Source organism: Marisediminitalea sp. (genome assembly GCF_984433645.1).
This window is the reverse complement of the sequence record NZ_CFIDRX010000006.1, coordinates 25,070-47,140: the sequence shown is the minus strand read 5'-3', so window position 1 is coordinate 47,140 and position 22,071 is coordinate 25,070. Positions and strand designations below refer to the sequence as shown.

At 51.6% G+C, this 22,071-nt stretch carries 16 protein-coding genes; 12 read left to right on the top strand and 4 right to left on the bottom strand.

Features of this window, described 5'->3' with window-relative positions:
- Window positions 1–103 precede the first annotated feature (103 nt).
- Complete coding sequence (locus tag AC4MRN_RS01910) at window positions 104–1,420, top strand: family 1 glycosylhydrolase (protein ID WP_491202341.1); 1,317 nt, start codon at window positions 104–106, stop codon at window positions 1,418–1,420.
- Window positions 1,421–1,478: 58 nt separating this feature from the next.
- Here the strand turns inward: AC4MRN_RS01910 and AC4MRN_RS01905 are convergent, their stop codons facing one another.
- Window positions 1,479–2,192 (bottom strand): hypothetical protein, encoded by a 714-nt coding sequence (locus AC4MRN_RS01905; protein ID WP_491202340.1) that lies wholly within the window; start codon window positions 2,190–2,192, stop codon window positions 1,479–1,481.
- Window positions 2,193–2,292: 100 nt separating this feature from the next.
- Here AC4MRN_RS01905 and AC4MRN_RS01900 point away from each other — a divergent pair, with 100 nt between their 5' ends.
- The gene (locus tag AC4MRN_RS01900) at window positions 2,293–3,003 is read left to right on the top strand and encodes a hypothetical protein (protein ID WP_491202339.1); all 711 of its coding nucleotides are present in this window, start codon (window positions 2,293–2,295) and stop codon (window positions 3,001–3,003) included.
- On the opposite strand, the gene AC4MRN_RS01895 is transcribed toward AC4MRN_RS01900, so the two are convergent.
- Both AC4MRN_RS01895 and AC4MRN_RS01890 read right to left on the bottom strand, forming a co-directional pair.
- On the bottom strand, window positions 2,955–4,172 hold the full coding sequence (locus AC4MRN_RS01895; RefSeq protein WP_491202338.1) for a sensor histidine kinase: 1,218 nt from the start codon (window positions 4,170–4,172) through the stop codon (window positions 2,955–2,957). The genes AC4MRN_RS01900 and AC4MRN_RS01895 overlap by 49 nt on opposite strands.
- On the bottom strand, window positions 4,162–4,857 hold the full coding sequence (locus AC4MRN_RS01890; protein WP_155013334.1) for a response regulator transcription factor: 696 nt from the start codon (window positions 4,855–4,857) through the stop codon (window positions 4,162–4,164). The genes AC4MRN_RS01895 and AC4MRN_RS01890 overlap by 11 nt, the downstream gene beginning before the upstream one ends.
- A 210-nt stretch (window positions 4,858–5,067) precedes the next feature.
- Between AC4MRN_RS01890 and AC4MRN_RS01885 the strand changes: the two genes are divergently transcribed.
- The 5 genes from AC4MRN_RS01885 (at window position 5,068) to AC4MRN_RS01865 (ending at window position 12,623) form a co-directional block, all read left to right on the top strand.
- Window positions 5,068–5,625 carry a recombinase family protein gene (locus tag AC4MRN_RS01885; RefSeq protein ID WP_073324137.1) on the top strand — a complete coding sequence of 186 codons (558 nt, stop codon included), beginning with the start codon at window positions 5,068–5,070 and terminating at the stop codon, window positions 5,623–5,625.
- A 166-nt stretch (window positions 5,626–5,791) separates the two neighbouring features.
- Window positions 5,792–8,494 (top strand): cation-translocating P-type ATPase, encoded by a 2,703-nt coding sequence (locus AC4MRN_RS01880; protein WP_491202337.1) that lies wholly within the window; start codon window positions 5,792–5,794, stop codon window positions 8,492–8,494.
- A gap of 86 nt (window positions 8,495–8,580) precedes the next feature.
- Complete coding sequence (locus AC4MRN_RS01875) at window positions 8,581–9,696, top strand: hypothetical protein (RefSeq protein WP_370239987.1); 1,116 nt, start codon at window positions 8,581–8,583, stop codon at window positions 9,694–9,696.
- Window positions 9,697–9,827: 131 nt separating this feature from the next.
- Window positions 9,828–11,606: a DUF885 domain-containing protein gene (locus AC4MRN_RS01870; RefSeq protein WP_491202336.1), complete on the top strand. Its 1,779-nt coding sequence runs from the start codon at window positions 9,828–9,830 to the stop codon at window positions 11,604–11,606.
- Between the two features lie 276 nt (window positions 11,607–11,882).
- Window positions 11,883–12,623, top strand: coding sequence for a CPBP family intramembrane glutamic endopeptidase (locus AC4MRN_RS01865; RefSeq protein WP_073324140.1), 741 nt, complete (start codon window positions 11,883–11,885; stop codon window positions 12,621–12,623).
- Window positions 12,624–12,654: 31 nt separating this feature from the next.
- Here AC4MRN_RS01865 and AC4MRN_RS01860 read toward each other — a convergent pair whose 3' ends face one another.
- On the bottom strand, window positions 12,655–13,881 hold the full coding sequence (locus tag AC4MRN_RS01860) for a threonine/serine exporter family protein (protein WP_073324141.1): 1,227 nt from the start codon (window positions 13,879–13,881) through the stop codon (window positions 12,655–12,657).
- A gap of 130 nt (window positions 13,882–14,011) precedes the next feature.
- On the opposite strand from AC4MRN_RS01860, the gene AC4MRN_RS01855 reads away from it, so the two are divergent.
- The 5 genes from AC4MRN_RS01855 (at window position 14,012) to AC4MRN_RS01835 (ending at window position 22,022) form a co-directional block, all read left to right on the top strand.
- Window positions 14,012–14,497: a DUF6491 family protein gene (locus AC4MRN_RS01855; protein ID WP_073324142.1), complete on the top strand. Its 486-nt coding sequence runs from the start codon at window positions 14,012–14,014 to the stop codon at window positions 14,495–14,497.
- A gap of 94 nt (window positions 14,498–14,591) precedes the next feature.
- A complete protein-coding gene (locus tag AC4MRN_RS01850) occupies window positions 14,592–15,971 on the top strand; it encodes a YcjX family protein (RefSeq protein WP_073324143.1) in 1,380 nt (459 codons plus the stop codon).
- Between the two features lie 2 nt (window positions 15,972–15,973).
- Window positions 15,974–16,912 (top strand): YcjF family protein, encoded by a 939-nt coding sequence (locus AC4MRN_RS01845; RefSeq protein WP_073324144.1) that lies wholly within the window; start codon window positions 15,974–15,976, stop codon window positions 16,910–16,912.
- A gap of 137 nt (window positions 16,913–17,049) precedes the next feature.
- On the top strand, window positions 17,050–18,426 hold the full coding sequence (locus AC4MRN_RS01840) for an alkaline phosphatase PhoX (RefSeq protein ID WP_073324145.1): 1,377 nt from the start codon (window positions 17,050–17,052) through the stop codon (window positions 18,424–18,426).
- Between the two features lie 512 nt (window positions 18,427–18,938).
- Window positions 18,939–22,022, top strand: a complete 3,084-nt coding sequence (locus AC4MRN_RS01835; RefSeq protein WP_491202335.1) for a TonB-dependent receptor — start codon at window positions 18,939–18,941, stop codon at window positions 22,020–22,022.
- Window positions 22,023–22,071 lie beyond the last annotated feature (49 nt).

The following is a 22,071-nucleotide window of genomic DNA, read 5'->3' as shown; positions in this document are numbered from 1 at the left end:
AGTCTGAAACTATATTAACAATAAAAATTATTATTTTATTTGTCACGTTATTCACGATATTTTTACAATCACGCTATAAAAAAGTAATGAATTCGAGCGCAGTATGATTAATCGACGTCAATTTCTGGCCATGGCCTCTGCAACGGTGAGTGCACCGTTGTTCGCAAAAAGCGGTAGTTCGGCAAGTGAAGCCGGGAAGCCGTTTCCGGACAACTTTTTCTGGGGAGCGGCCAGTGCCGGTCACCAGGTTGAGGGTAACAATGTCAACTCAGACATTTGGTTGCTGGAACATGTAAAGCCTACCTTATTCAAGGAGCCGTCCGGTGACGCCTGTAACAGCTTTATGTTGTGGGAACAGGACCTCGACTTGTGTAAGGCGCTGGGATTCAGCGCATATCGCTTTTCCATTGAATGGGCGCGTATTCAGCCAGAACCCGGTCTGTATTCCCAGGCCATGATCGACCATTACAAACGCATTATCGAAGGCTGTCACAAGCGCAATCTCATTCCACTGGTCAGCTTTAACCACTTTGCCAGTCCGGTATGGTTTGCCGCTCAAGGGGGCTGGACGAACAAGCAGGCACCGGCATTGTTTGCCGATTACTGTTCCAAAGTCGCAGCGCAACTGGCCGATGGCATTGGCTATGCGGTCACGTTCAATGAGCCGAACCTGTTGCGGTTATTAAAAGTGCTGGGTGTGCCTGATTTTGTTTGGGACATGCAGGACAAGATGCTGACAGCCGCCGCGAAAGCGGTAAACAGCGAGTATTTTTGTGGCTTGAATTCGGCGCGATTAGGCGACCTGGACACCATCAATGAGCAATTGCTAATAGGTCATAAGCTGGCCCGTGAGGCTATTAAGGCGCAGCGCAGTAATCTGGATGTCGGCTTTACTTTGGCAATGCTGGATGACCAGTCCAAAGGCGGTGACGCCATGCGCGACAAAATGCGCGACTATAATTACGGCGCCTGGTTAGCGGTTGATGAAACCGATTTTATCGGGGTGCAAAACTACGAACGCGTCGAGTGGGGACCTGATGGCAAATTACCCATTCCTGCGACGGCGCAGCTCAATCACTCAGGCCATTGGGTAGAACCCACGTCGCTGGCAAATTGTGTGCAGTACACCTACGACAAAACCAAAAAGCCGATTGTGGTAACAGAGCACGGTATTGGCACGGAAGACGACAACCAGCGAGCCTGGTTTATTCGCGAGTCTCTGCGCAACCTGCAACACACTATCGAAGGTGGTGTGCCGGTGAAAGGGTATATTCACTGGACGCTGCTGGACAATTACGAATGGATCAGCGGCTATGACGAGCACTTTGGCTTGCACACCGTCGATCGCAAGACCTTTGAGCGCAAGGCTAAGCCGAGCGCTCATGAATATGCGGCCATTGTGAAACGAAACCGCGTATAAAAGTAGCGGCGGGGAAAAGTGCCCTTTCCCCGTCGCTGCGCCCTTTGGGTTTGTCAGCTTAATAACGATAGGTATAGCTGAGTCCCATCAAGCACTCCGCCAGTGAGTCATCTTCATAGCCGTCTTTGGCCGGTTCGAAATCATCATAATTAACCGCAAACGTCACTTCAGATCGGCGTGATACGTTCCAGATACCGCCAACCGATGCATTTACCGCATTGTCCTGAGCAAAGTCTTTCAACTCACGGTACTCTGCCTGAGCAAACAATGTGAGTTTCGGATGCACCTGGTACAACATACCGCCATTGGCGCGCACTTCGCTGCGATTGTCGCGTTCGTCTTCTATCCATGACACGTAATGCGCGCCAAAGGTGAAGGCGAACTGAGAAGAGAGGCGGTACTTGCCGGCGAATCCCGAGCCAACAGCAAAGCTATCGCCAAATTCTTCAGACTCGTAGAAGCCCATTAGGCCGCCTTCTGCCACCAGTTCCAGGTTGGGCTGATTACCGCTGTCAAACGCGGTAAACCGATAGCGCACACCCAGTGGGCCAATGGTGACATCATCTGTTACACCATAAGCAAACGCCAACAGCGGCGTTGTGATACTCTCACCATTGTGCGACTCACCATAGCCTGCACCCGCAGTAACTACGGCCTCTTCATGCTGTAATACCAATGAACGAGTGACCGGGTTAGGATCGCTGTAAACCTGTTCTGCCATTGCGCCGGGCACAAGCAGGAATAAACAACAGCTCAATACTGATTTCTTCATGTGATGTTCCTTTTTAAGTGATACGTTGAAATCAGTTTGCAACCGCTGCGGTAAAGCGGGGGTGAAATAGCGACAAGAAGATAAAGGAATACGGTACGTCATGGTGAATTCATCCATACCCTTAACGCGTCAACGCGCCGGTGGACTGGCAGCCTTTGTGTGCGCGTTGTGCTATGTGGTGGGGTTGGTGATGATCCTGGCGGTAATGCCGGATATCAATACTGATGCCGATGAACGCCTGAACGCCATTCTGGGACACAGTAGGTTGATCCAGTTGTGGTACCTGATTATTTTTGTGCTGTTCGGCATCGCGCTGTTGGTGCTTAACCGCAGTCTGTATCAGCCCGCATATCAGCAATCCGGGCATTTTCAGCTACTGGGCGCTTTACTGGGTTATATGTGGGCGGCCTATGTGTTTGCCAGTGGTCTGATTGCTGTGCTCACAATTCAATACTTAATCATACAACCGGCTGAGCAGGTCGAGCGAATCTGGCCGGCTATTTTTGCCATTCAGATGGGGCTTGGCGACGGCGTCGAATGGGTCGGCGGCATTTGGATGCTCATGGTGAATATGAGCATGCAGCGCTATAACATGGCGCCTAAAATGGTCGTGCGTTTTGGTATGATGGTAGGCGCGATTGGCGCTCTGACCCTGGTACCGGCACTCGCCATCGCCGGACTGCTATTTGGCTTACTGCAAATTGTCTGGTTCTGCTGGCTTGGCAGCTTGTTGTTGCGAGGTAAGTTACAGAGTCACTCTGCTTATACCGCCTCGTCATCGGCCATGCGCGGGGTTAACACCACCCGATAGCACGTTTCGGTCTGCTGAAAATCGATATCCCACTGCATCACATTGGCAATCCGCTTAACCAGATACTGGCCGTGCCCCAAGCCTTGGTAGTAGGGGCGGTCCTGGGCATCGGCGAGGGGGTTTTCAAATACCCATTGGCCGTCTGCCAGGCTAATGGTCATGCCTTTGCCACCGCCGTGATACACCCCGTTGTTTACCAGGTTCTGACACAGCAAAGTTATCAGATAGGCGTTACCTATTACCTTTGCATTGTCATCGACTTTCAACTCGGCTTCGAATATGAGCTCCGGGTGGACATGGTGAATGGCTAACAAAACCCGTTCGAGCACCGGCATGACAGCGACCGCACTGAATTGCAGGTTTTCTTTTCTGGCCAGCGCCAGCAGCACTTCCACGGTTTGTTGCAGGGTGTTAGTCGCCTGTTCTAACAACTGGCGCTCGGTATCATTGGCAACGGTTTCAGGATGAATAGCCAGGGTATTTTTTAACAGTGTAATAGGCGTACGCAGCTCATGACTGACGTCGTGCGTAAAATCACGCTCCCGCTGCCAGGCGTCCTGCAACGCCGAGTAGGTAGTGGTAAACGTGGTGGCCAGGGTGCCGATTTCATCCTGGCGTTCAGTACCGGCAATGGTGCAAGGTGCGTCGGGTGCCTGGGTTTTCACTGACTCGGCCAGTGCTTGCAGCGGTTTAGCCAGCCGGGATGCCAGAAACCAGGTACTTAAAATAGCCAGTATCATAGCTGCTGCAGAGGCGCTGAATAAAAAGACGCTGAACACGTCGGTAAAACTGGACAACGGAGTCAGTGCGGAGGCTTGCATGCGTACTCCACCGGCAGGTAATCCGTCGGTAACAAAGGCTTTGAAATACGCGGCATCGTCGGCTTGTCGGCTCACCATCATGTTGTTGTCGATAGCAGCCGGCCCCCAGTTTTTATCGCTGGGAATCTCACTTAATGAAAACGCCGAGGAAGACAGCGCTGTAACGGTTTTCTGGCTGAGCCAGTGTTGCTCCAAGCGCTGTATTTCCTGATCCAGCAGGTGCGACGCCACAATGTCTTCGGTAACGTCTACAAACAATACGCTCAGGCGGGTATAGAACAGATTGATCACCAGCACCAGGCTGCCAAACGCAATAAACAACTGCGCCTGAATACCACTAAGCTTCATGGTCGAGCCCTGTTAATTTGTAGCCGATATTGCTAATGGTGGCGAGTAGCGGCTGGCCGCTGGCTTTTTCGAGGGCTTTTCGCAGGCTGTACATGTGCGATTTCAGGGCGTTACTTTCCGGCGGCTCATCGCCCCAGATATGGGTGATAAGGTCGCTGCGGCTGACCGGGTAAGGGTACTCCATCAGCAACTTGTGCAGAATACTAAAACCCACGCCGGTTACCGTTACCGGCTGCTGTTGCCACTGTACGGTTTTGGCACGCGTATCCAGAGTAAGGTGTCCTTCGCTCACCTGGGTGTTGGTGTGTAACTGTGGACGCCTCGCCAGGGCTTCGACCCGCAGTGCCAGTTCGCGAAAATCAAACGGCTTGGTGAGGTAGTCGTCGGCGCCTTGACCAAAGCCTTTTGCCTTGTCGGTAAAGGCATCGCGGGCAGTAAGCATGAGCACGGGAGTCACCCGGGTAGCGTGTTGTTTTATGTGCTGACACACATCCAGACCATCCATGTCAGGCAGATTTAAGTCGAGAATGATCACGTCGACCTGTTGTGACAGAGCGAGATCGATACCTTGCTGGCCGGTGGCGGCAAAATCAACCTGCCACTTCAGCCCTTCCAGAAAGCCCACAACCTGTTTGGCAATGGCCAGATTATCCTCTACCAACAATACGCTTATCGACTTATTCATGCTGTTTGCCCTTACGTGGTCCCTGCCTGGCTGACGCTATCAAACCTCGGCATAGTGAACAAGGTGAAAAGTGTAAGCGAGTTAGGGTGAAATTAGGGTGAAGCGGTTGCGAGCGATATAAAAAAGCGCGCACAAAGTGGTCTCTGACCTTGTATTTATAAAAGGGTATTCTACGCTTTTAAGTAGTGTTTCAGGTATTCAGAATTCGCCGTGACGACCTATCTTTATATTGGAAGTAGCACAGAAAAGCAGGATGTTGAGCAGCAGGCTGAGCGACTGGCCAGGGTATACCCCTACGACATCATGGTGCGAGAACCTAATGCAGACCCGGGAGCTAAACCCAAGCTGGACCGCTTGTTGAAGCGGTTGCGACAAGGTGACCGGCTAATCATAAAAGACGTATCGCGCCTGGGGCGAAGTATTATTCAGGCTGCCAGGGTGGCAATGGACCTGAAAGCCCGTGGTGTGTTGCTGGTGGTCGATAACCTCGAGTCGCTGTGCAACCCTACGCTCAGTGTGTTCACATTGATTGAATGTGCGGCACAAATGGACCGCGACCTGCTAAAAGACCGCCAGGCCATTGGTATTGCCAAGGCCCGGGCGGCAGGCAAATACAAAGGCCGCAAGGCGATACCGGCGAAGCTGGTTAAAAAAGCCCAGTCGTTAATTGCCAAGGGCATGAAGAAAAAAGACGTTGCATCCACACTTAACATTGGTGAATCCACACTCTACAAGTATCTGGCGATGGCCAGGCAGAAAGAGTCCTAACCAATGGCACAGCAGCCTGCGTTGCGGGTTGTGTTGGCTTCCTTTTGATGTAAATCAGTGCCCGGCTCGTGCGGGCCTGATAGCGTAGTACTCAGGGAAGGCTTTTCGTTTTTCTGCTTTGCATTTTACCACTTACTTTTTATGCACCTTCCCCGGGAGCACTGTAATGAGTAAAACCAATGCGTCATATCATGCACAATCCGGCGACGAGGTCCTGCAGGCATTGTCGTCGCGTTCATCGGGCTTAACCGACGACGAAGTCTCAGCACGTCTGCAGCAGTACGGACCCAATAAACTGCCCCAGGCCCCGCAACCCGGCACGTTCACCCGGTTTATCAAACAATTCGCCAATCTGCTGGTTATTGTACTTATTGTAGCCGGTGTCCTGACGGCATTACTGCAGCACTGGATAGACACGTTTGTCATCTTTGGCGTGGTCATTGTTAACGCCATTATTGGTGTGATTCAGGAGGGCAAAGCGGAAAAGGCCATGGACTCCATTCGCAACATGCTGGCACTGAAGGCCGCGGTAATTCGAAACGGCAAGCGCCGCACTCTGGAAGGCGACAGTCTGGTACCGGGTGACATCGTGTTGCTGGAAGCGGGTGACAAAGTGCCCGCAGATTTGCGCCTGCTGCGCAGCCATGGGCTGGCCATTCAGGAAAGCCTGCTAACGGGCGAGTCGTTACCGGTTGAAAAACACACCAAAGCGGTGTCGGAAGACGCCGGACTGGGGGACCGGGAATGCCTCGCATTCAGCGGCACCAGTGTAACCGCCGGGCAGGGCATGGGTGTGGTCATTGCCACCGGCGCTACTACCGAAATCGGCCGTATTGGCGGTTTGCTGTCGGATGTGCAAAAGCTGACAACGCCGCTAGTGGAACAAATGGATGTGCTGGCAAAGTGGATCACCGGCATTATTCTGGCCATTGCTGTGGTGTTGTTACTGGTGGGGACCTGGATTCTGGAACAACCTTTTACCGAGTTGTTCCTGGCAGTGGTGGGCTTGTCGGTCGCTGCTATTCCTGAGGGTTTACCTGCCGTACTGACCATTACCCTGGCAGTAGGTGTGCAGTCGATGGCAAAACGCAATGCGATTGTACGGGTGTTACCTGCTATTGAAACACTGGGCTCTGTGTCGGTTATTTGCTCAGACAAAACCGGCACTTTTACCCGCAATGAAATGATGGTGGTCAGCGCGGTTACCCAAGGTGCGCATTTTGATGTTGATGGTGAAGGGTATGCGCCGGTTGGTGACATCCTGTTAGACGGTGAACCTGCGGCGCCACAACAGCATCCGGTACTGCGCGATATGGCCCGGTTAAGTGCCTTGTGCAACGACGCGGAAATACACTCTAAATCAGGCCAGTGGGGCATAGAGGGCGATCCCATGGAAGCGGCCTTGCTGTCTTTTGCGGGAAAGGTAACGATGCCGGATGGCGGTGATTTTCGTCACGACTGGCCGCGTACTGATGTCTTGCCTTTTGATTCTGCCAGGCAGTTTATGGCAACGTTGAATCACAACCACAATGGCACCGGGTTAGTGCTTGTAAAAGGCGCGCCGGAGGTGATCCTCAAACGCTGTGGGTCGGTGCTCAGCGACGATGGCAGCCACAGTGATATAGTACCTGAGGCCTGGCTGGACAAAGCTGAGGCGTTGGCCAGACAAGGGCAGCGCGTACTGGCCCTGGCCGGTAAACAAGTGTCGGCAGAGCATACTGTGCTGGCGGCGCAAGATGTCGATAACGGACTGTGCTTACTGGGTTTGGTGGGGTTAATTGACCCGCCCCGGCAGGAGGCGATTGAGGCGGTGAAAACCTGTCGTGCCGCGCGGATTCAGGTCAAGATGATCACCGGTGACCACGCTGTAACCGCGCAGGCTATAGGCAAGCAACTCGGGCTGGCGCACGGCAGTGTATTAACCGGCACGCAACTGGATGCGCTGTCTGACGATGAGCTGCAACAGGCCGTGCAAACCACGGATATCTTCGCCCGCACTACGCCAGAGCACAAGTTGCGTCTGGTGATGGCACTACAATCTCTTGGGTTAACCGTATCCATGACCGGTGACGGTGTGAACGACGCGCCTTCGCTGAAACGGGCTGATGCCGGTGTTGCAATGGGCCTGAAGGGCAGTGAGGCGGCCAAGGAAGCGGCGGAAGTGGTGCTGGCCGACGATAACTTTGCCTCTATTGCGGCGGCAGTTGAACAGGGCAGAACGGTTTACGCCAATATCAAAAAAGTCGTGAGCTGGACGCTGCCTACCAACGCCGGTGAAGCACTGACAATTATTGTTGCCATGCTGGCTGGCTTGCCGTACCCCATCACGCCGGTGCAGATTTTGTGGGTCAATATGATCACAGCGGTCACATTGGGTATGGCGTTAGCGTTTGAACCCACCGACAAGGACACCATGAAAAAACCACCGCGTCCGCGAGGGCAGGCACTGATTCAGCCCGCGCTGGTGTGGCAGATTATGCTGGTTGGCAGTCTGTTTTTCCTGGCGGTGTTCAGTATTTATCAGTACGCCATTGAGGCCGGACATGAAGTGGAATACGCGCGCACTCAGGCAATGAACATGCTGGTGGGACTCGAAATCTTCTACCTGTTTTTCATTCGTACCATGCACCGCAGGTCCATTAGTTTGTCGGGTATCCGAGGAACCAAGGTCGTATGGTCGGCGGTTGGGTTTGTGGTCATTGCTCAACTGGCTATTTGCTACATTCCTGTATTGCAAACGGTGTTTGGCACTCGCGCGCCAGATATCACCGACAACTTACTGATTGTGTTAACGGGTATCGTAATGTTGATCGTGCTCGAAATGGAAAAAGTGATCAGACTCAACGTGTATGCGAAGGTAAAAAAGTGACCGCCGCCTAGAGACAATCCGGCTGTTTATCTGGCAGACTAGCCTGAGGCGAGTTTAAAAGAACAAACGGATAGGTGACAGGCAGTATGACGCAACGTCCATTACTCAGGCATATTCGCGATCACAAAGCACTGTTCCTGGAAATTGCCCGCTTGCGTGACCGCGCAGTGGGTGAACTGGGACTGACAAACTACGAATTTCACAAAACCCCGAAATTCATTAGCAGCACGGGCGAACGGCTCACCATTGAACCTGAGCGCAGTATTATTTTGCCCACGACCGACCTGTTGCGGGGTGTGAAGTCAAAACTAGTTCGTGCCATTGACGGATTTTCCATTGTGCCGCACAGCGACTGTGGTTATCGCTACCCCACGGCAGCACTGGCCGGTAAAGACGCGCCTTTCATCAAACGACTGCGTTCAGAGTACTTCCACCGGGTCGACGAAGATCGCAGTATCTGCCGTCCGGTGAATTTGTCGTTTGGCATTAAAAGCCGGGGCAAGGCCGATAACCGCCAGGAGTATGAAGTCTGGGTGCCCGAAGAATTACTAGAGGAAGATCCAGCTCCGTTGCTGGTGAATCAATACGGTGAGGACTTGCCGGACGATGTCCGTCACTTTGCTCAGCAACCGGCGTTAATTCACGGTTGGATGGGGGTGAAACGCGCTGCGTTTGAAGCGTTATTCCGGCCACCAGCGGCAATGGGGGATTTGCTGTTGTGTGTCGGCATGTCGGTAGACGCCTATAACATTGGTGCACGCCCCGATTTGTCGTTTTCGCCAGAGGCAGACAGTTCTATCGCCGTCAGTAACGCCGAACTGGAGTGGGAGATCATGGGCTACTATGCCCCGATTGGCGCGCATTTCGATCATGACACCCTGTGGGCTGCTATTAACCACACGCTGGAAGCGATTGGTGAGCCGCTCAATACTCTGTATGCCAATGACATCATTCCGATTATGGAAAGTAAGACCGAGCGTATCCTCAGTACTATTGAAGCGCATGGCGCCACGCCAGAGGATATTCAGCGGTTGAATCTGCGGCCGTGGGAGTTCCTGCAAACCAGCAGTGAGCACCGGGTTAAAAGCCAGGACCCTAATCGCAAAGTGAATTTCCTTGGACGTCTGAACCGGCTGTTCTACCAACCGGAACACCAGTTGCCATCGATACAGTCCCTGCACGACCTGATCGCCGACAGCTAGCGCAAAGCGTTAGCCTGTCTTGCGCGGCAACGTGTCTGCCGATAGCGGGTTGACAGTGTAACCAGGCCCTGTGCTATACAAACAAAACTAACAAAAACGATAAATAAACAATAAGACAGAAAGGTAGCCTCATGCAGACTATGTTTACCCGGCAACTGGGTCGTATGCGACAGGGATTCGTACACCTCACACTATTGGCGGGACTTCTTTTTACCCACCACGCCCTGGCCAGCGAAGCAGACCAGGCATTTGAATCGCTCTACAAGGAAGAGTGGCAAAAACGACAGCTGCAATATGCGGTAGATGAAAATGCCGACGTGAGTCGCATACCGGTGAAGCTACCCACCGTGCATGCACAAGCTCAAGCTGAACGGTTAGCCTACTGGGAGTCGGTGCTAAGCAAGCTCGATGGGATTTCGCTGAACGATCTGACCGACGAAAACCAAATCAACTACCGGGTATTTAAATTTCAGATTCAAAGCCTGATCAACGACCAGAAATTCAAACTCTATGAAAAGCCGCTGACCGGCGATACCTCTTTCTGGGGCGATTTGACCTACATGCCAAAAGGGCAGTTTCTCAGTCAGCAGGATTACGAAAACTACCTGTTGTGGCTGGCCGATATGCCGCGTTACTTTGAAGAACAGATCGCGAATATGCGAGCGGGTCTGGCCCGAGGCTTTACGCCACCGGCAATTGCGCTGGTAGGCCGGGATGCGACAGCCGCTTCTGTTGCGAATGCGGCACCCAGAGATACCATCTACTTTAAGCCGTTTTCCGCGTTTCCGGCGAAGTTCTCTGATGAACTAAAACAAACCCTGTCGGCAGAGGCTGAAAAGGTGATTCGGTCATCGGTTATCCCGGCTTATCAGCAACTGCTTACTTTCCTTGCCGACACGTATATTCCGGGAGCAGTGACTGAGCTGGATGCCTTCTCATTGCCCAACGGACGCGATTTTTATCAGTCGCAAATTTTCAAATACACTACGTTAACCCTGTCGCCAGAAGAGATTCATGAGATTGGCCTGGGCGAAGTGCGAAAAATAAAAGCCCGTATGCACGACATAATGCGAGAAGTCGAATTCGACGGGGATTTGTCGGCCTTTCTGACGTTTCTTCGCACTGACCCGCAATTCTATGTCTCCACACCACAGGCACTGCTGGACCGTGCAGCCTGGACCGCGAAGGAATTTGATGCAGTAGCCAAAAACTGGTTCGGTCGCTTGCCGCGCAGCCGGTTCGCCATTATTCCGGTACCCGACGATATCGCTCCCTATTACACTGCCGGTCGCGGTGGTCCGGGTATGTATCTGGTCAATACCTATGATTTGCCATCGCGCCCGTTGTATTCGCTGCCTGCGCTGACCCTACACGAATCAGCGCCTGGTCATGCATTCCAGATGCCGCTGGCAGCAGAGAATGAAGACATACCGGCGTTCCGACGCAACACTTATATCTCAGCTTACGGTGAAGGCTGGGCGCTTTACTCTGAAAAACTGGGTGAAGAAATGGGCATGTACCATACGCCTTACGAAATCTTCGGCATGCTGAGCTATCAAATGTGGCGGGCTGCGCGACTGGTGGTGGATACGGGGATTCACGCCAAAGGCTGGAGCCGCAAGCAGGCGCAGGATTTTATGAAGAATAATACGGCGCTGTCAGTGCATGAAGTGACCACCGAAGTGGACCGCTACATTGCCTGGCCAGGACAGGCACTGTCTTACTATTTGGGACAAATGAAAATTGAGGCGCTGCGAGCCAAGGCTGAGAAAGCGCTTGGAAGCAAATTCGATATTCGCGCTTTCCACGATACTGTGCTGCAACTCGGTTCTGTGCCGTTGTCAGTGTTGGAAGCCCGCATTGAGCGCTTTATTGCTGAAGGCGGTCCTTCGCCATATAGCAGTCTTTAAGGCTTGTTCACATTGACCGGGTGGGCTGATGTAGCCCACTCATGGCAAAGATCTGCGACATAAGCTACCACTTCTATCGACTTGCTAAATACATTCAGCGTCATCGGTTTATTCTGTTTAATGTGCAGTTCCATTCAGGCAGCTTACTGCCTTAATAGCCCTCGGATAACACCTAAATAAGTCAGACACACCTTTGCTTACACATTGGGCATTGTAGTCGTTGGAATGTGCCGTTAACGTTGATTGACTCCTCTGAATGGTAAAAGCATACGGACTATGAACCAGTTAATACGAGACGACAGCCCCGCACCGATTTGGCATCAGTTGCTGGCGTTGTTTGCGCTAACGGTTGTGACTCAAATGAGCAACATTGCGTTTCAGAAGCTTGCTAACAATGAACCGTTTTTGCCAACGGTTTTGCCGGGTCTGCTTTTTCTGTCGGTACTCACATTACCGGCCTTGTTCATTGGCCTGACGTTAGGCCGTAAAGTCGGGCTTGGGCTCATTAACCGTAAAACCCTTGAAGAGGGTCGTATCGGCGGCGGTTTGCGATTCGCGGTAATAGCGGCAATTCCATTGGGATTCTGTATGCTTGCATTACGTTGGTTGCTGGCTGATAGCTTACCCGCAGAGTTGCCCGCGTATGGATTTCGAGGCCCGGTGGGCGGACTACTGGTTAGCGTCGGCGCGGCGGTAGGCGAAGAGATTTGGTTCCGTTTTGGCTTGATGACCCTGCTGTTATATATCGCAAGCAAAATGCGCCACTCTGCGCTGGACACCCACACAATACCGATCATTATTATTCTGGTGGTTGGATTCGGATTTGGTCTGGCGCATATCCCCAGCGTAGTTGCGTACGGTGCTAATACCTCATTTGCGGTATGGGCTACCATTGGCGGGAATGTCGCGGTTGCGGTGCTATACGGCTGGTGTTACTGGCGTTATGGTTTGTTATCTGCCATTACGGCGCATTTTAGTGTTGATGTGGTATTACACGTGCTGCCAGCGCTCATGTAACGAGCAGCTGGCGTATGTGCACATCCTGGCGCTACAGGGCTTTCTTGGTTGGGAATACCACATTCGCAAAAATCAGACCCGCCACCAGTGACATAAAAATCAAAAATACGTCCTGGCCCAAATGATCGACATTCACAAAGTCCTGCCCGGAAATAAACGAATTCAGGCCAATGTAGGTTTTCGAGCCTGGTACCAGAACAATCAGGCCGTGCATGGCGACAATGGTGGCTGGCTGATTAGCGATGCGGGTAAAGGCATTCGCCAGAATACCCAGCGAGAATGCGCCTACGAAACTACCTATGCTTTGAGGCAGATAGTCAGACGCCAGGGCTGTGCTGCTGTAGGCCAGCAGGGCAGAAGCCAGCGCCCATGGAATGTGTTTGGGACGGGTTTTAAATATTGCCACCAGGCCAAAACACAGCACAATGACCGCCAGCCAGGTCGACCAGTAGGGCAGTGAGGCGGCAGGGTTATAGGTGTTTTCGCCAAACACACTAAAGCCGGTCGCCACCCCCAGGTAAGCACCAAAATACAATTTAAATAACTGCATTAATGCGTCCATGACCCGGGCCGTGCCCGATACCATGTTACGCGACGACAATTCGGCTAGGCCCATGGTAAGCGCGAGGCCGGGCACAAAGATGATAACCGAGGATAATATGGTTAGCGGAATATTCATCCCCGGGTCGAAATGCCGGCTAAACGCACAGGCCAAAAAGGCGACGAAATAGGCCGCCACAGGCTCCATCATCAGCGCAACGCGCTTGGAGCGTTCAGACCACAGCACCCAAAAATACACCACCAGACCCAGAATGGCCGACCAGTACATTTCAGACCAGCTGCCGCCCATCAACAAGGAGAACGCACCGGTTGAGATACCGTAAGAAAAGCCGGTAACCCACTTGCCATAGGGGCTCGGCATGGCATCGATTTCGCTGAGCTGCTTGTCGGCTTCTGACAGGGTCAGCTGGCCGGTGAGCAACTGATTGGCAAGCTCATCGGTGCGGGACAGAGAATTTAAATCCAGCTCGCCAGGATCAAGTCGTGCCGCATGACTGTATTCGTCTTCGTGACGGTCGCTCCAGATAACCACCGACAGGGATGTGGGTGTTGAAATAAATGAGGCATGTACGCCTAAGTAGCGCGCTACCTCATTCAGATAGGCTTCAAGGCGAAACGCTGGAGTACCGTATTTGTGCAGCATTTTTCCCAGTTTCAATATGAAACGGCGGATTTGAATAAATTCTTTGGTATCCAACGGTTAACTCTGCTTTAAGATAGACTGGCTGACGAGGGGCTAAATTACCATGGTGGGCAATAGAGCGGAACCTTTACCGTAAATAAGCGCCTAAAACCTTATAACGTCAGCTAAGACTACCGGAGGGAGTATGAAAAAATCGCTGTTAGTGGCTTTCAGCATATTGCTGTTGTCTGCCTGTACAACAACGCGACTCAGTGATGAGGCCATGGGGACTTTAATTGAAGATTTTATCGCTTCTGAGCAAATTGAGAACCGACATTCGGTGTCTGCCTTCACGCTGGACAGCTACGGTGAGTTAAATGACGAGTATGTGATTTTTCGCAGTGCGCCCATGCGCCACTATCTGATTAAGCTGGCGCCGCGCTGTTCCGAGCTGAGCTTTTCCATGGGGCTGGTGCTACACAGGCGTTTTGGCAACACCCTGAGTGAAGGATTGGACTATGTGTATGTGCCGGACTCACTGCCATTTAAGTGTTTTATTAACAAAATATACCCGTTGACCAAGGCGCAGCATGACGCGCTCAGAAACAACATTAAAGCCGAAATAACCGAACTGAAGCTGAAGGAAGAACACGCCTCCGACAGCGAAACGCCGGAACCTGCCGCAGAATAAGCTGTAACAAATTGTGGCAAACCCTTGAAGTTAATGCAGTAACAGCCCATGTTAGCAGTATTCTTGTTAACAATGGGCTCACTGCTGAACCGCTATGCGTAAATTAATCGACGCCATTCTCACCCCGGCCAAACAGGCCAGGACGCTGGGTGCCAACCAATGGCAGCGCTGGTTCTTGCAATCAGAGCATCGCTTTACCATCACCGGATTGAGTCGCAGCGGCAAGTCCATGCTGTTTACCAGCCTGATGACCGTGCTGAAATACCGCAGCGAAGAACAGTACCAGTGCTTGCCGTTACTGCGTTACTTGCCCATGGAGCTGGTTGACCAAATGTGGCTGGAGCCGCTGAACGACCTGCCCATGTTTCCGGTTGAGCAACACATTGAAGATCTTGCGGCAGGGCAGTGGCCGCCTGCCACGGAGTCGGTGGCCGGGTTTAAACTGATAGTGCGTCTGCGTCAGGCGCACCAACTAAAAAGATACCTGTTGCCCTATACCGATGTGGTGTTTGAGTTTATTGACTATCCGGGAGAGTGGCTGAGTGATTTGCCTATGCTGGGCAAAACCTACACGCAGTGGTCAGATTCGGCGTGGGCGCAACAAATGAATGCGCCTCAGCAGCGGTATGCAAAAAGCTGGCATGACTGTGTGAATGCCTTTGACTTTGAGCAGCCGCCTACCCCAGGAAACGTTCAGCAACTGGTGAATGCCTATCGACGTTATTTGCAGGAAGCCAAGTCGAAGGGAATTTCCATGCTGCAGCCAGGCAGCTTTTTGATTCCTGGTTCTGGTTTTGATTTCACCCAACAGGGCTTTACACCGCTGCCTTCACGTATCAGTAGTGATGTGGCGAGCCCGTGGACCCAATGTTTTACGCAACATTTCGAGGCATTTAAACACCAATGGCTCGAAAAGTTAAAGAAAGACACCTTTCGCCAGACTGATAAGCAAATCATTCTGGTGGACTTGTTTGAAGGCTTGAATCACAGTCGCAGCCACCTTTATCAGCTGCGCGAAACCCTTAGCCATTTGGCCGACACCTTTGTGTATGGCAACGAAAACTGGTTTAAGCGCCACGTGCTGCAGCAGCAAGGCATTGCCAAAGTGGCCTTTGTGGCAACCAAGGCGGACCTGGTGCCTGTTGGGCAACGTGACGCTTTATTGTCATTATTAAAAGACGTGACCCGCGGTGCAACGGCCCGATTTAAAGACGGCGAAGTTCAGTTTGAGCATTTTCTGGTATCGGCCATTCAGGCTACCGATGAAGGCAGTCACGACAACGCCCTGCGCTATATGAATGACGAAGGGCGTTACATGGAAGCTGAATTTGAAGCGCTGCCGCCTGACTTAAAATCCATGCCCGAAGACGAACATTACCCGGTGTTACCGGCTGCGGTACCCCCTGATTATCTGGCGCGTATGCTCAATGGCAAGGGGCTCGACCGTTTATTGCAATTCTTATTGGAGAAGTAGCCATGAAGACCACCGACGACTCTCCCTACCGGGCGAAGATTCAGCAAACTGAGATCAAGACCCAGCGACCGGACCACGCCATGCCGGTAAAACAAGAGCAGGACGACTGGCAACCGGCGCATGCGCAGCAAACCGGGTTGTCGGCCAAGTGGTGGGTGCTACTGTCTGGGGCCGCTTGTTTTGTCGGATTCAGTGTTTTTGAGGCGATTGCCTTTATTGATACCCATTTTGCGACTGCCCCTGTTTCTACATCAATACTGGCGGTGTTACTAAGTGCTTTCGTGGGTAGTCTGTGTTGGTTAACGGGCAGTGAATACCGCGGCTATCGACGGGTTAACACCTTTCTGGAAAAGCGCCCGGTAAAAGCGGAGCTGGTTGGACTGAGCCAACCCGAACAGGTTATAAAACAGCTCGATAACTATGCCGCGTATTTCAGCGCGGGCAGCTATGCCGAGCGCTGCTATCGCCGGTTTAAATCTATGCGGCAGGCCGACCATTCCGTTGACGACTTACTCAATTTGTATCAGCAGTACGTGGTAGTGCCGGTTCGGAAAAAGGCGAACGAGGTCATTAAAAAAGAGGCAATGGCCAGTGGCAGCATGGCGTTTATTAGCCCGAATCACCTGATTCAGACCTTGTTACTGTTGTGGATCAGCGTGCGCACGATTAAGCGCGTCTCTCAGGTTTACGGGCTGCGACCGGCAACGACCGGGAACTGGAAGTTGATGAAGATACTGGCACAAAATCTTGCTGCGCAAAGCTTGTTTGATTTGGCCACCGATGAAATGACGAATCAGTTGAGTGGCTCTCTGGCTGCCAAGCTGGTGGAGAATTCCGCTGAGGCTGTGGCTGCCAGTGCACTGAACGTGCGATTAGGTAAAGCGCTGGTGAAATTACTGGACGACCCCAGTGAAGATAAAAAACTGGGAGACTATCGGTAAAACTGACACATTAATCGTATCGGCTATTGTGATAAGGAACCTCGCCGCCATGATGAACTCATAGTGTCCGTATATGCGTCATTAAACGAACAGGCAGGCGCCCCGCAAGGGACAAGGATAATAAAAAGAGAAAAACCATGATAACAAGACGACAGTTTACTGTAGCCCTTGGTACGCTTGCAGCAGCAGGTGTGACCGGTGGGCTTTTTCGACATCCCAAAGCCTGGGCTGAGCCTATGGCGACCAAAACTACGACGGGCTATGGCCCGCTAATCGACGACCCCAAAGGCATACTGTCTTTGCCCAAGGGATTCACCTACGATGTGCTCTCTTCGTTTGGCGAACTCATGAACGACGGTAATCGCGTACCGGACCGCGCAGACGGCATGGGCTGCATTGCTCTGGACGATGAGCACGTGGCGTTAGTTCGAAATCACGAGTTGCAACCAAAGCATGTCGCCGAGTTTGGCCCGGGACAGCCATCACCGCTGAAAACACCCAAAGCTTATGACAGCAACGACAAGGGCGAAGCCCTGCCGGGAGGGACCTCTACCATTGTCGTGAATACCAAAACCGGCAAGAAGGTAAAAGAATACCTGAGTTTAACCGGCACGATTCGCAATTGCTCTGGCGGTATTACCCCCTGGGGCAGTTGGCTAACCTGTGAAGAGAGCGTAGATAAACCGTCTTCGACGAATAGCCAATACCACGGTTACGTATTTGAAGTAGCTGGCAATGCAGAAGGGCTGGTGGAGCCGAAACCTATTAAGGCGCTGGGGCGCTTTAACCACGAGGCTGTGTGTGTCGACCCTGACACAGGGATTGTTTATTTAACCGAAGATCGCGGTGACAGTTTGTTATACCGACTGGTGCCGAATGAGTACGGCAACTTGCATGCGGGCGGTCAACTGCAGGCCCTGGCCGTGAAAGGCTACCCCAAATTCGATACTCGTAACTGGCAGAAGCAGGAAATGCCAGTATCGTCGTGGGTCGATTGTGAATGGGTCGATATCGAAAATCCGGATAGTGCAGAGGATGACTTGCGCAAGCAGGGCTATCAGTCTGGCGCAGCGCTATTCGCACGCGGCGAGGGTGTGCACTGGGGGCAGGGTGAATTTTACTTCTGCTGTACCAACGGCGGGAATAAAAAGCTCGGCCAGGTTATGCGCTATCAGCCTTCACCTTACGAAGGCACACCAAGCGAACACGACCAGCCCGGACGCCTGCAACTCTTCGTTGAGAGCAGTGACGCGCAAGTGTTTAATTTCGGAGACAACCTGACCGTGGCACCGAACGGGCATTTGATTGTGTGTGAAGACCAGTACACGGCAGTGGTGGATAATCACCTGCGTGGGATCACGCCAGACGGCGAAGTCTATCCATTCGCACAGCTAGCGGTACAGACTGAACTGGCCGGTGCGTGCTTTTCTCCGGATGGCTCTACCTTGTTTGTCAATGTCTATTCGCCCGCTCAGACGTTGGCGATCAGGGGCCCTTGGAAGCATTTGAGTTAACCCTGGTACTTTGCTGAACCCTTCCGCTATAAACCTGTGCTATTTGGATTGATTTAATCCCAAATAGCACTGTGTTTTTCCTCCTGAATAACCAGAATAATTATTATTCATGTGAATAATTTTTATTCCGTATTCTTTTTCGAATAAAAATTATTTTGTAATAATACGCCAGGCGGCTGCATAAAACGTCGGGCTGTTATGGAAAATAGTTATATGTTGTTTCATTGGTTGTGATGTCAAATAATTTATACTTAACAGTGTTTTAGGTTTTTTTGTTGGCAGCTTTCTTTATTTGGCGCCATTCATCGGAATCAACGAAAACTTAAACTTTTGTATTGGTTTGGAATAATTCCATTTTCATAGTCATAAATTGAAATAATTTGAGATAAAATATTTCTTAAAAAAATAAAATTAAGAAAAAATTATTCTTGACCTTTGGGGTAACTGTAGGTTAAAAGTTGAGCATAAGCGGTGTAAGCCGTACTACAAAAACAGTTACAGGGGTCTCACACATGAAAAAGGAACTCACGTCGATCAAGACGCGTTCAGCGGGGCGCTATCTAGCGCATTCCATTCGCCGGGCGGTTCGTCAATCCTGGCAAAATCGCTCAACCTCAACCGCCGCCATAATGTTTGCGGGTGCCGTTGCTGCTGGCATTTGCGCTCCAGCGCAAGCACAGCAAATCACGGGTAGTATCAAAGGTACCGTAACCGCACCAGGTGGTGATGTCGCCGTAAGCGGTGTGCAGGTTGTAGCAACCAGTGACGTAATGCCAAAACCGCGCTCGGCAACGACCCGCGCGGACGGCACGTTTTCATTGCCTTATCTGATCCCCGGTAATTACGAAATTACGTTTACCTTTGCTGATGGCTCGGTTCGCAAGACCAATACTACGGTGTTGTTGGAACAAGCATCGGTGGTGAATCTGGCATTCGAGCAAGCTCAAACAGAACGTATTGCCGTGTATGGCAGTGTAATTGTGACAGAAGGTGATTCGGCGCTGACAAATTCCTTTGGTGAAGATGTAATTGCCAACCTGCCCATTGGTCAGTCTTTCCGGGATATGCTGAAAATTCTGCCGGGTGTGGAATACAGTGAGAACGGCGTACTTGGCCCCTCTGCTGGTGGTTCGGGCGTGGATAACAGCTATGCCTTGGATGGCGTTGACTTGTCATTGCCTATGTTTGGTAATCTGTCTTCAGAACCGGCTACCCACGACATTGCTTATGTCTCTGTTGACCGCGGTGGTGCGAAGGCCATTGGCTTTAACCGCGCCGGTGGTTTCAGTGTGAACTCAGCAACGAAATCCGGTACCAATGAATTTCACGGTAGTCTGGAATACCGTCTGCAAAACGCCGGTTTTACTTCGACACCGGTCGGTGGTGAAATCAGTGACATAGATCGCAGCTGGGTGACGGCGTCTGTTAGCGGTCCAATTATAGAAGACCAATTATTCTTCTATGCGTCTTATTTCCGTCCTGAAGTAACGGGTGAAGACAAGGTGACGGCTTACGGCCCGGCTAAACCTTACAAAAGTGTTCGCGATGAATATTACGGCAAGCTCACCTGGGCACCGACTGATGACATCTTGCTGAACGTCAGTCAGCGCATCTCTGACCGCAGTACAAGAGGTTCCTCGATTGGTGAATTTGAAACCGATGACGTCTCAGTAGGTAGCGACAGCAAGCTTAGAATTACTTCTGTAGATGGTTCCTGGTTGCTGGGTGATGCATCCAGTCTGACCTTCAAATATGCGAAATACTCGGAAGACAGCAGTTCCAGACCTGACGTATTGTTAGGCTTCACACCTGCGCTGGGTGATTCTCTGGACGTAAACAATATCGATCAAATGGGCTATTTCGGTGTGCCGAGCTTGCGAGATTACCCAGATGGTGCAACGGCAGAAGAAATGGCGGCTATTGATGCATTTAATGCAACGGCTGCGCCGCTTATTGCACAATTTGGCTTCATTGGCGACGATGGCGAGCTGAGTGGCGGTGGCGGTATTGGTGCCTATCCGACAATCAACAATCAGGATTTTGCCCGTGAATCCTTCCAACTGGGCTACGATACCGAAATCTACACTGACAACATGACTCACTTCCTGCACTTCGGTGCGCGTTGGTCTGAACTGGAAGAGGATCTGTCACGTCTGTCGAATGGTTGGGGACGAATCAGCTATGTTGGTGGATTGGGGGCAGATGGTGGTGACACCGACCTATCCAATGTCTACTACGAAGCCTCCATTGAACAAATGAGTTTTGTTCAGAATGGCTCAGCGGTTTCATCTATTCGATCGTTTGCTGAGTCGATTGATCTGGAGGTTAACGACGAAATTGAACACGGTGATTTTACCTATAACATCGGTGTTGTGATCAGTCAGGATACGTATTTTGGCCAGGGTTTGCGTAAAAACAGCGCTAATCCGTCAGGCTATGAGCTTGCGCCAGGCGAAAAATACGAAATGTATAAAACTGGTTGGAAAGACATGATTCAGCCGCGTCTGGGTGTGATCTGGGAATATGAAGAAGCTGCAACGGTATTTGCGAATTACGCCAGCTACAATCCCAATGCGAGTTCATTGGCACGGGCGGCGTCCTGGGATCGTAATACGCAACGTACCTTGTTGGTTCGCTTCGATGAAAACGGTGACTTTATTGATGCAGGCGGTGCGCCGGGTTCTTCTGGTAAGTTTTTCGCCGACAATATGAAGCCTCGTCGTATTGATGAGATTACCTTGGGTACCACCAAAATGGTGACCAACGAATTGTTCGTACGTTCACATCTGCGTTATCGCTACGCAAGTCATTTCTGGGAAGATATGCCTAACGATGCGCGTTTGTATGGCGACTACGGAGACTTTGGTGGTGTGCCTGACAACATTGCGGCGAAAGGCCTGTACATTCCTGACCTGAACGATTGGCGCTATGGCGTGATTGGTGACGGCTCCGACGCTGTCGGTGGTTCATCTTATGTTATTGCAGAAGTAGATGGCGGCCAGACCAAGTATTGGGAATGGAGTATTGAGGGTGAGTACCAAAACGATAAGTGGTATGTAAATGCCTCTTATGTGTGGAGCCACTACTACGGTAACTTCGACCAGGACAATACTACCGCAGGTAACGACGCTAACACCTTCATCGGTTCATCTTATTACGGTGATGGCCGTGGCCGCATGGTTTGGGATAATCGATACGGTAACATGATTGGCGACAAGCCTCATAAAGTGAAAGTTATCAGTACTTACACGGCTGATTGGGAAGGCGTATTTGGTGCGTACTTCGTGTTCCAGTCGGGTGAAGCATGGACTGCCTGGGATGGCACGCCTTATGGATACTCGTCTGGTACCAGCCGTTTTGCAGAGCCTGCGGGAAGCCGCCGCGGTGCAAGTCACTGGCAGGTTGACCTGAACTACACCCAAAACTGGGAGTTCATGGAAGGCTATACCGCAAGATTCCGTGCAGATATCTTCAACGTATTCGATAAACAAACCGGGTATTCTTATAACCCGTATGTGACTTCGGATCTGTTTGGGACTCCACGTCAATACTACAACCCGCGTCGCGTGCAACTGGCGGTGGGTATTAAATTCTAAGCTCCGTACAACCTCGTTGACTCACGATGGTTTAGCCACCTCATTTTGG